Source organism: Reyranella sp. (genome assembly GCF_004296935.1).
Classification (GTDB): domain Bacteria; phylum Pseudomonadota; class Alphaproteobacteria; order Reyranellales; family Reyranellaceae; genus Reyranella.
In genome coordinates this window covers 1-9,662 of the sequence record NZ_SCVH01000116.1, presented here as the reverse complement: position 1 = coordinate 9,662, position 9,662 = coordinate 1, and the positions used below count along the sequence as shown (strand labels likewise).

The following is a 9,662-nucleotide window of genomic DNA, read 5'->3' as shown; positions in this document are numbered from 1 at the left end:
TCGGGAATGAGGGCTTGCGGGAAGTCGACCGGAACGGCGACGTAGAGTTGGTCGCACCAGTCGAGGTAGTCGGGCCATTTGCCGTCGACGCGCCAATCCTCGATCGACGATTTCACTTCGACGATGACGAGTTCGCCGCCGCGGCCGACGGCGAAGATGTCGGCGCGTCTTCCGTCGGGCAGCGGCAGTTCGAGCAACACGGAGAGGCCGGCCTGGCGCATCAGCCGGCAGGCGCCGCGACAGACGGCGATCGTGACCTCAGGCCGCGCCTGGCGCGCAGCCGACGATGGGGTGGGCGGTGTGTCCATGGCCGCGAACCCGGGCGCCGCGTTGCTAGGGCTTGGTGGGCGGGTTGAGGCGCGGTGGCGCGGGATCGACCGGGGTCTCCGGCGTCGGCACGAATTTCTGGGCCAAGGTCTCGGCGCGCTTGCGGTCGCGGTCCGGCATCTGCTCGGTGGTCTTCTCGCGGATGGCGCGGGATTCGGGATGTCCGCCGCGCTCGGCGATCGCCAGCCACTTGTAGCCTTCGACGGGATCGGAGACGCCGGCAGCGCCGCCGATCAGCATGATGCCGAGCGCGTTCTGGGCTTCGGTCAATCCCTGCTGAGCGGCGCGGCCATACCAGAGCTGGGCCTGCGACGGGTCGCGCGCGACGCCGGCGCCGGCAAGATAGGCGTTGGCGAGCTTGAACTGGGCCGACGGCACACCGGCGTTCGCGGCGACTTCGAACCAGTTGATGGCCAGTCGCAGGATCTTCTCGTTCATCGCCTTGTCGCGCGAGGCGGGGGTCCGCGCCGCCATGTCGCCCAGCGCCAACGCGGCCTCGGGAACGCCGCTCCCCTGCGCATGCACCAGCCAGCGCTGGGCGGCCACGACGTCGCGTTTGACGCCGCTGCCGTCCGCAAGCGCCAGGCCGTAGCGCAGGGCGGCGAAAGGATGTCCCTTCTCGGCCGCCCGTCGATAGAGGTCGGAGGCGCGGACCTGATCGGCGTTGGCCGGCCCCAGGCTCTCCGACATGGCGCGACCGAGGGCATAAAGCGCGTAGGGGTCGCCGTTGGCCGCGGCCTTCTCGAGCCAGGCGCGCGCCTGGATGAGATCGCGCGGCACGCCCTGGCCGCGCAGGTAGAGCGTCCCCAGGTTGAGTTGGGCGCGCGTGTGGCCTTTCTCCGCCGCACGCTCGAACAGTTCGACCGCCCGCGTCTCGTTGCGTGGCGTGCCGCCGTCGCCGTTGGCGAAGACCAGCGCCAGCCGGTGGGCCCCTTCGGCCGAACCGGCGTCGGCGGATTGCTGGATCAGCCGCAGACCTTCGCGCTGGGCACCCCGTTCCAGAAGAAGCGCCCCCAGCCACGCCGCGGCGTCGGCATCGGCCGGCGCCAGCGCACGCAGCGACGATTCGGCACCGGCCAGATCGCCGGTGCGATATGCCGTCACCGCCGGACGCAGGGCCGGCGAGACATCGGTCGCTTCGTTCGATTGAGCGTACGCGACGGTGCCGGCCGCAAGAAGTGCCGCGAGCGGCACCGCCTGCCGCACGATCATTTGGTCTTGAAGGTGTAGGCCAGTGCCGCAGCCTTGGCCTTCTCGATTTCGGCCGGACTGAGACCGGCGGCCGCCTGCTCGAGCGCGAGATTGGCGTTGAGTACGTTCCACCGCTCGGCGATCGCCACCCACTTGTAGGCTTCGAAGGCGCTCTTCGGCACGCCCTTGCCTTCGGCATAGCCGCCAGCAAGCGGGATCATCGCAGGCAGGTAGCCGCGCTCGGCGGCATCGAGCAACAACGGCGTGGCTTTGTTGCCGTCGTGGAGCTTCGACTCGGGATTGCCGTAGACGTAGAGGCCGAGGAGAAACTGGGCGCGCGGATCGCGTTCCTTGGCAAGAACCTGAAGTTCCTTTTCCGCCGCCGGCATGTCGCCGGCCTGCAAAGCCTTGAGGGCCTCATCGAGCCCGGCGGCGGCGGGTTGTGCCACCACTGCCAGCAGCGCGACGGCGGCGGGAACGCAGAGAAGGGATCGCAGGGAACGGACGGCTCGCACGGATGAGAACTCCCGATAACGACGGCTGGCGGCAGCTGTCAGTATTGGCGGAACGCGGCATCGTCTAGCATGGAATTGGGGCCGAAACACGAAGCCGCGCGCGACCACGGGCGAGGGGCATTGTCGTCATGACGACTTTGATTTTTTGTGCGATTGGCCGCTCGGAAACGCTGTGGCGCGACATCCCGATCGACCGCGGCGTGCGACGACGGGAACCGATCAATTTGCCGCCGGATTGGGGCTCTGATCCTCGGTCCGCCTATGTCCAATTCTCCAAGCACTGGACGACTTTGGTCGATGGTCCTGATGCTTTCGGTCAGCCGGCGATCAATTTGCATGGGAATTGCCGTCACGAATCGGTCTTCAAGTTTATAAACTATTGATATCAAACGATAATCACTGACCAATGGTGATTGAAGAGGCAAAATAGAGTCACCCTTTTTGACTATCTGATGCCCGGAGCCTGCAGAAATCATTAGGAAACAGGGGGGGGTAGTCAAAATCAGATATGCAATTTTGCAGGTGACGGACGGCGGGTTGGTTTGTTAAGTTGCCTCCATAAGAGGTTCTGGTCTCACTTCGTAATTCATATCCGAAAGGTATTTCATCCCAGTTTGGCAGCGCTCCCTAACCTGAGCGTGCCCGCACCCACCCAAAGTTCCACCTAGCCCGCCAGCGGCCCCCAAGCCGCTCATCGAAGCCCCCTTCCCACACACCCCAAGGCTTCGATAACCCCACACCCAGGCGGGCTCCTAAGGAAGGCCGGTCGTTCCCCAAGCGACCGGCCTTTCGTATTTTCGGCCCAGCCGTTTTTTGGCATCGAGTCGTCCACAGACGGTTGCCGAGCCGGGATTGACCCCTGAACAAAATTGAGGAAAAGCGCTACTGCGCCTCTCGGCGTTCACAGTTATTGCAGGTTAAATGCAATGTCAGACTTCCCAAAAATGTCTATCTCAGAAAAAAAATGCAACAAAATCAGGGTCCATATCGACGGAGATATGCATTTTTGCAAGTTACACGCTTCTAGCGCCGTGTTAAGGTACAGCCATTAAAGCAATTCTTATTCTATTGGTTTCAATATGAAAATTGTCGGATTCCCCATCGATGTTTCGCGTTCGCAAGACGGCCGCATCGTGCGCGGTCTGCGAACCCGACAGGCCTTGATCCAGTCGACGCTGGATCTGATCCAGGCCGGTGACGTCGAGCCGACCTCGGCAGCGATCGCGACCATTGCGGGAGTGTCCAGTCGGGCGCTCTTCCAGCACTTCACCAGTCTCGCCGATCTTTATGCGGCAGCCTTCGATCTGGCCGTCAGCCGGGCGTTCGACGTCAACGGTCCCGTGGATGCCGAGGCGCCGCTGTCCAATCGCATCGAATTGCTGGTGTCGGACCGGGCCCAGCTCTTCGAAGAGTGGCTGCCGGTGTGGCATTTCGCCGAACGCGTGCGCAGCGTGGCGCCGGCGGTTGGCCTGGGCGTGGCCCAGTTGCGCCGGCTGCTGCGCGAACGTCTGGCCGTGTGGTTCGCGACCGAACTCGGCAATCTTCATCCTGGTGCGCGTGATCTGGTGCTCGACTCGCTCGATGTCGCTTTCGGCCTCGATAGCTGGATGAACATGCGCGAGCAGCTCCGCCTGTCTCCGGTTCATGCGTCGCGCACCTGGCGCTTCACCGCCGAGGCCATCGTCCAGCAGGCCCTCACGGTTCCCAACCAGCCCGTGGCGGTGGCCTAACCAGCCACCACGACGAAGCCCCCTTCCCACACACCCAAGGCTTCGTCTCTCACCCAACCCCACCCTAGCCACGGGCCCCACAGGAGGCCGGTCGTTTCCCCAAGCGACCGGCCTTTCCTTTGCGGCCAAAGAAAAAGGCGCCGATCCGGCGCCTTTTCCCCTGTCGTCAGAGCGAAATCAGGTCTTCGGCTTGGCGCGGAACTTGTCGTGGCAGGCGCCGCACGCCTTTCCGGTCTCGCCGAACGCCGCGGTCAGGGCGGCCATGTCGCCCGAGCCCGCCGCGACGGCGAGTTTGTCGTAGGCCGCGTTGGCCGCCTTGCTGGCCGCCTGGAAGCCCGCCATGTCGGTCCAGATCGCGGGCAGGGCCTTGGTCTCGCCCTTGTCGGATCCGGCCGGGAACAGCTTCACGAAAGAAGCCTCGAGAGTCTTGAGCTTGGCGGCCTGCTCGACGGCACCTGTAGTCGCTCCCTTGGCGTCGATGATGCCCTTGATCGCGCGCATCGCAGCACCGGCCTGCTTGCGGTTTTCCTGGCGCTCCTTGATCGGGTCGCCCTGGGCCATCGCAATCGTCGCGCCGCCCACCATTGCACCGGCGGCAAGCGCGCCGATCACCGCCAGAACCAGAGTCTTCCTCATGTGAACCATCCCCTTTGAATTCAATCAGCCGCAGGGCCCTTTGGACCTCGACGACCACCACATTAGTTGCAGAGGTTGGGGTCAAAGCGAACAGGATAGGTGGGTCTGTCGCCATCACGACTGCGTGTAGTGGACTGTCGCAGGTCCCGGCCGTCCGGGGATTGTCAGCTTCGTCGGGGGAGTCGATAAACAGCGCATGGCCGACAAGAATCAACGCAAAATCCGGGTCTGGGATCTGCCCATCCGGCTGTTTCATTGGGCACTCGTCATCCTGATGGTGGTCTCCTATTTCACCGCCCGGGCCGGTGGGGAGTGGATGAAGCTCCACTTCTGGTCGGGCTACGCGATTCTCACCCTGGTGCTGTTTCGCATCGCCTGGGGCTTCGTCGGCAGCACAACGGCGCGCTTCACCGATTTCGTGAAGGGTCCGTCAGCCGCCATTGACCACCTCCGGGACTTGCTGGGCCGAGGCCGACCGCGTGAGGCCGGGCACAATCCGGTGGGCGGCGCGATGGTCGTGGCGCTTCTGCTCGCCGTGCTGCTGCAGGTCTTTGCGGGATTTTTCTCGGCCGATACCGACATGGGCACGGTGAACGGACCGCTCGCGCTTCTGGTCGCTGACAAATGGGTCGAGCGGGCGACCGCCTTCCACAAATTCTGGATCAACGTCCTTCTATGGATGGTGGCCCTGCACGTGCTGGCGGCGATCGTCTACCTCGTCTGGAAGAGGCAGAACCTGATCGGCGCCATGGTGACCGGCCGCAAGCCGCTCGATGACGTGGTGGCTCCGGGCGCGCCCGCGCCCAAGCTCGTCTTCGCGCCGGGCCGGCTGGCGGTGTCGCTGCTGCTTGTGGCCGCAGCCATCGTGTATTTCATCGTGAGAGCCGGCGGCTGACCCCCGGCCTTGCTGCCCGGAAGGCCCCCCTCTAGGGTGCCCGCTGCCCTTGTGAATTTGGATTTTGCATCATGAAATTTACCGGTACCGACTCCTACGTGGCCAGCGACGACCTGCGCGTGGCAGTGAACGCGGCCATCGCGTTGCAGCGTCCGCTGCTGATCAAGGGCGAGCCGGGCACCGGCAAGACCGTGCTCGCGCACGAGGTCGCCAAGGCGCTGAAGGCGCCGATCATCGAATGGCATATCAAGTCGACGACCAAGGCCCAGCAGGGTCTCTACGAGTATGACGCCGTGTCCCGCCTGCGCGACAGCCAGCTCGGCGACGAGCGCGTCAAGGACATCTCCAATTACATCAAGCGCGGCAAGCTCTGGGACGGCTTCACCGCCCCCGAACGACCGGTCCTGCTGATCGACGAGATCGACAAGGCCGACATCGAGTTCCCGAACGACCTGCTGCTCGAACTCGATCGCATGGAATTCTACGTCTACGAGACGCAGCAGGTCATCAAGGCCGAGCAGCGGCCGATCGTGATGATCACGTCGAACAACGAGAAGGAGCTGCCCGACGCCTTCCTGCGCCGCTGCTTCTTCCACTACATCCGCTTTCCCGACCGCGAGACGATGACCCAGATCGTCGACGTCCACTTCCCCGACCTGCAGCGCAACCTGCTGCGCGAGGCGCTGAACGTGTTCTATGACATCCGCGAAGTGCCCGGGCTCAAGAAAAAGCCTTCGACCTCCGAACTGCTCGACTGGCTGAAGCTTCTGATGGTCGAGGACATGTCGCCGGACGCGCTGCGCTCCAAGGATTCCAAGCAGCTCATCCCGCCGCTGCACGGTGCACTGCTCAAGAACGAGCAGGACGTGCATCTGTTCGAGCGTCTCGCCTTCATGGCGCGGAGAGAGCAGCGCCAGTAGCGGCGAAGAGGAGATCGCGATGTTCGTGAACTTCTTCCTTGAACTCCGCCAAGCCAAGGTGCCGGTCTCCATCAAGGAGTACCTCGCGCTGATGGAGGGCATGGACAAGGGCGTCTCTGACTTCAGCGTCGATGATTTCTACTACCTGTCGCGCGCCATTCTGGTGAAGGACGAGCGCAATCTCGACAAGTTCGACCGCGTGTTCGGCCATATCTTCAAGGGCCTCGAGGCCGTGCCCGGCGAAGGTGTTGCGGCCGAGATTCCCGAGGAGTGGCTCCGCAAGCTTGCCGAAAAGCTGCTGACCGACGAGGAAAAGGCGCAGATCGAGGCGCTGGGCGGCTGGGAGAAACTCATGGAGACGCTGAAGAAGCGGCTCGAGGAGCAGCAGAAGCGCCACCAGGGCGGCAGCAAGTGGATCGGCACGGCGGGGACCTCGCCGTTCGGCGCCCACGGCTTCAATCCCGAGGGCGTGCGCATCGGCCAGGACAAGAACCGCGAGGGTCGCGCGGTCAAGGTCTGGGACAAGCGCGAGTACAAGAACCTCGACGACACCGTCGAGATCGGCACGCGCAACATCAAGATCGCACTCCGGCGCCTGCGCAAGTTCGCGCGCGAAGGCGCCGAGGTCGAGCTCGACATGCCCGATACGATCCGCAGCACGGCGCGCAACGCGGGCTACCTCGACATCAAGATGATCCCGGAGCGGCGCAACAAGGTGAAGCTGCTGCTGCTGTTCGACATCGGCGGCTCGATGGACGCCCACATCCGCGTCTGCGAGGAGCTGTTCTCGGCGGCGCGCACGGAGTTCAAGCATCTCGAGTTCTTCTACTTCCACAACTGCCTCTACGAGAAGCTGTGGAAGGACAATCGCCGCCGTCACGTCGACACCTTCTCGACGGCGCAGCTGCTGCACACCTATCCGCCCGACTACAAGATCATCTTCGTCGGCGATGCCTCGATGAGCCCCTACGAGATCGCCTATCCCGGCGGGTCGGTGGAGCATTGGAACGAGGAGGCGGGCCAGGTCTGGATCCAGCGCATGGCCGAGACCTATCGCAGCATGGTGTGGCTCAACCCGGTGCCGGAGCGGCACTGGAGCTACACACCGTCGATCCAGCTGCTGCAGCAGCTGAGCTCCAACCGCATGTTCCCGCTCACCTTGGGTGGTCTCGACAGCGCGATGAAGGAACTGAACAAGTAATTTGGGGGAACGCAGATGAAAACCGGGCCGGCGATCGCCGAAATCCTGAAGAAAGAGGGCGTGGAATATCTCTTCGCCTACCCGGTCAACCATCTGATCGAGGCGTGCGCCGCCGTCGACATCCGGCCGATCATCGTGCGCCAGGAGCGCATCGGCCTGCACATGGCCGATGCCATGTCGCGCATGACCAAAGGCCGCAAGATGGGCGTGTTCTGCATGCAGAGCGGCCCCGGCGCGGAAAACGCCTATGGCGGCGTGGCGCAGGCCTTCGGTGAATCGATCCCGCTGCTGGTCATCCCGCAGGGCTATCCGCGCCGCATCGCCCACGTGCCGCCCAACTTCAACTCGACCCTCGCCATGGCGCATGTCGCCAAGCACGCCGAGCCGATCACCAACGGCAAGGAGATCGCCAACATCATGCGCCGGGCCTTCAGCCTGCTGCGCAACGGCCGCGGCTCGCCCGTCATCGTCGAGCTTCCGGCCGACGCCTATGGCGAGGACGCGCCCGATCCGCTGGTCTACGAGCCCGTTGTCGTCACAAAGTATGGCCCCGATCCAGCGGCGGTGCGCGAGGCGACCAAGGTGCTGCTGGCGGCCAAGCGGCCGGTGATCTATGCCGGCCAGGGTGTGCACTGGGCCGAGGCCTACGACGAGTTGAAGCAGCTGGCCGAGCTGCTGGCGATCCCGGTCTGCACCAGCCTCGAGGGCAAGAGTAGCTTCGACGAGACCCATCCGCTGGCTTTGGGTTCGGGCGGCCGCGCCTACCCGAAGGCGGTGCGCAGTTTCCTCGACCGCTCCGACGTCATCCTCGGCATCGGCTGTTCCTTCACCGAAACCAATTTCGGCATCTCGATGCCGGCCGGCAAGACCATCATTCATGCCACGCTCGACCCGGCGCATCTCAACAAGGACGTGCCGATCAAGTATGGACTCGTGGGTGACGCCAAGCTCACGCTCGCGGCGCTGGTCGAGGCGGCTAAGGCACTGGGCGCCACCAAGCGCGACCCGACGGCGGTCGTTGCCGAGATCAAGTCGATCGCGGACGAGTGGCTGAAGGAGTGGATGCCCAAGCTCACCAACAACGAGGCGCCGCTCAATCCCTATCGCGTGCTGTGGGATCTCCAGCACACCGTCGATATCGCCAACACCATCATCACCCACGACGCCGGCAGTCCGCGAGACCAGCTCTCGCCGTTCTGGAAGACGACGGCGCCGCACACCTATATCGGCTGGGGCAAGACCACCCAGCTCGGCTACGGCCTCGGCCTCGCCATGGGCGCCAAGCTCGCCTGCCCGGACAAGCTCTGCATCAACGTCTGGGGCGATGCTGCGATCGGCTTCACCGGCATGGATTTCGAGACCGCGGTGCGCGAGCGCATTCCGATCATGTCGATCCTGCTCAACAATTTCTCGATGGCGATCGAGCTTCACATCATGAAGGTCTCGACCGAGAAGTATCGCTCGACCGACATCTCGGGCGACTATGCCGCGATGGCGCGCGCCTTCGGCGGCTATGGCGAGCGGGTAACCAAGCCCGAAGACATCATCCCCGCCATCAAGCGCGGCATCGAGCAGACCCAGAAGGGCGTGCCGGTTCTGCTCGAGTTCATCACCTCCAAGGAAGTGACGATCTCGGTGCCGAAGTAACGGCAAATTGTCGTCCCGAGCGTAGCGAGGGACCTTTCCTGTTGCCTGGAAAGATGCTTCGCTACGCTCAGCATGACAAAAATCCTCACCCCGACCGACGCTCTCGACGTAAAGGCCCGTGACGGCCTCTGGATGACGGCTGCGGACGCCGAGCGCGTCACCGGCTGGACGCTGAAGGCCGAGGGCATGTGCCGCGCCGAACTCTGTGTGCCAATGCCGGCGTTGGCGGTGCGGGGCAACGAGGTCGACGTCGCCGCGTTCTGGACGAAGCTTGGCGGTCCGGTTGTTTCGACGGAGGCTCACGATGTGTGGGCGCTGGGCGCACCGGCCGACGAACGCAACGCCGCCCTCGCGGGCCTGCAGGCACCGGATTTCACCCTGCCGGACATCGACGGCACGCCGCGCTCGCTCTCGCAGCTGCGCGGCCGCAAGGTCTTCGTCGCCACCTGGGCCAGTTGGTGAGGCTGCCGTTTTGACTTGCCCGTGTGGCAGGCTCTCTACGACGAACTGAAGGACAAGGGCTTCATGGTGGTGGCCGTGGCCGAGGAAAGCCGCGGCGCCGATCATGCGCGTCCTTGGATCGAGCAGGCCAAGTCCAGC

The 9,662-nt window shown here is 64.1% G+C and carries 11 protein-coding genes; 7 read left to right on the top strand and 4 right to left on the bottom strand.

Translation table 11 applies throughout. From position 1 onward, the window contains the following. From EPO55_RS16540 to EPO55_RS16530, 3 genes are all read right to left on the bottom strand, one after another. Window positions 1–308 (bottom strand): MmcB family DNA repair protein (locus EPO55_RS16540; protein ID WP_296338106.1); only part of this gene is annotated, 308 nt, incomplete at its 3' end. 25 nt (window positions 309–333) lie between these two features. Then, window positions 334–1,539 (bottom strand): SEL1-like repeat protein, encoded by a 1,206-nt coding sequence (locus EPO55_RS16535; protein WP_296338105.1) that lies wholly within the window; start codon window positions 1,537–1,539, stop codon window positions 334–336. Continuing rightward, window positions 1,536–2,033: a hypothetical protein gene (locus EPO55_RS16530; protein ID WP_296338103.1), complete on the bottom strand. Its 498-nt coding sequence runs from the start codon at window positions 2,031–2,033 to the stop codon at window positions 1,536–1,538. The genes EPO55_RS16535 and EPO55_RS16530 overlap by 4 nt, the downstream gene beginning before the upstream one ends. A gap of 128 nt (window positions 2,034–2,161) precedes the next feature. Here EPO55_RS16530 and EPO55_RS16525 point away from each other — a divergent pair, with 128 nt between their 5' ends. Both EPO55_RS16525 and EPO55_RS16520 read left to right on the top strand, forming a co-directional pair. Next, window positions 2,162–2,416: a hypothetical protein gene (locus EPO55_RS16525; protein ID WP_296338102.1), complete on the top strand. Its 255-nt coding sequence runs from the start codon at window positions 2,162–2,164 to the stop codon at window positions 2,414–2,416. 750 nt (window positions 2,417–3,166) lie between these two features. Continuing rightward, a complete protein-coding gene (locus EPO55_RS16520; RefSeq protein ID WP_296338101.1) occupies window positions 3,167–3,763 on the top strand; it encodes a TetR/AcrR family transcriptional regulator in 597 nt (198 codons plus the stop codon). A 177-nt stretch (window positions 3,764–3,940) separates the two neighbouring features. On the opposite strand, the gene EPO55_RS16515 is transcribed toward EPO55_RS16520, so the two are convergent. Further along, window positions 3,941–4,399, bottom strand: a complete 459-nt coding sequence (locus EPO55_RS16515; protein WP_296338100.1) for a cytochrome c — start codon at window positions 4,397–4,399, stop codon at window positions 3,941–3,943. Between the two features lie 196 nt (window positions 4,400–4,595). Between EPO55_RS16515 and EPO55_RS16510 the strand changes: the two genes are divergently transcribed. From EPO55_RS16510 to EPO55_RS16490, 5 genes are all read left to right on the top strand, one after another. Beyond that, a complete protein-coding gene (locus EPO55_RS16510; protein ID WP_296338099.1) occupies window positions 4,596–5,294 on the top strand; it encodes a cytochrome b/b6 domain-containing protein in 699 nt (232 codons plus the stop codon). A gap of 71 nt (window positions 5,295–5,365) precedes the next feature. Continuing rightward, window positions 5,366–6,214, top strand: coding sequence for a MoxR family ATPase (locus EPO55_RS16505; protein WP_296338097.1), 849 nt, complete (start codon window positions 5,366–5,368; stop codon window positions 6,212–6,214). A 19-nt stretch (window positions 6,215–6,233) separates the two neighbouring features. Next, complete coding sequence (locus tag EPO55_RS16500; protein WP_296338096.1) at window positions 6,234–7,415, top strand: VWA domain-containing protein; 1,182 nt, start codon at window positions 6,234–6,236, stop codon at window positions 7,413–7,415. Between the two features lie 15 nt (window positions 7,416–7,430). Next, a complete protein-coding gene (locus EPO55_RS16495; RefSeq protein WP_296338095.1) occupies window positions 7,431–9,062 on the top strand; it encodes a thiamine pyrophosphate-requiring protein in 1,632 nt (543 codons plus the stop codon). 72 nt (window positions 9,063–9,134) lie between these two features. Then, window positions 9,135–9,662: TlpA disulfide reductase family protein (locus EPO55_RS16490; RefSeq protein ID WP_296338094.1), on the top strand; the 528-nt coding region annotated here is incomplete at its 3' end.

Excerpts from the sequence above, each read along its gene's own strand:
- EPO55_RS16535 (WP_296338105.1), bottom strand. The coding sequence starts at position 1,539 with ATGATCGTGCGGCAGGCGGTGCCGCTCGCGGCACTTCTTGCGGCCGGC.
- EPO55_RS16525 (WP_296338102.1), top strand. The coding sequence starts at position 2,162 with ATGACGACTTTGATTTTTTGTGCGATTGGCCGCTCGGAAACGCTGTGG.
- EPO55_RS16515 (WP_296338100.1), bottom strand. The coding sequence starts at position 4,399 with ATGAGGAAGACTCTGGTTCTGGCGGTGATCGGCGCGCTTGCCGCCGGT.
- EPO55_RS16510 (WP_296338099.1), top strand. The coding sequence starts at position 4,596 with ATGGCCGACAAGAATCAACGCAAAATCCGGGTCTGGGATCTGCCCATC.
- EPO55_RS16505 (WP_296338097.1), top strand. The coding sequence starts at position 5,366 with ATGAAATTTACCGGTACCGACTCCTACGTGGCCAGCGACGACCTGCGC.
- EPO55_RS16500 (WP_296338096.1), top strand. The coding sequence starts at position 6,234 with ATGTTCGTGAACTTCTTCCTTGAACTCCGCCAAGCCAAGGTGCCGGTC.
- EPO55_RS16495 (WP_296338095.1), top strand. The coding sequence starts at position 7,431 with ATGAAAACCGGGCCGGCGATCGCCGAAATCCTGAAGAAAGAGGGCGTG.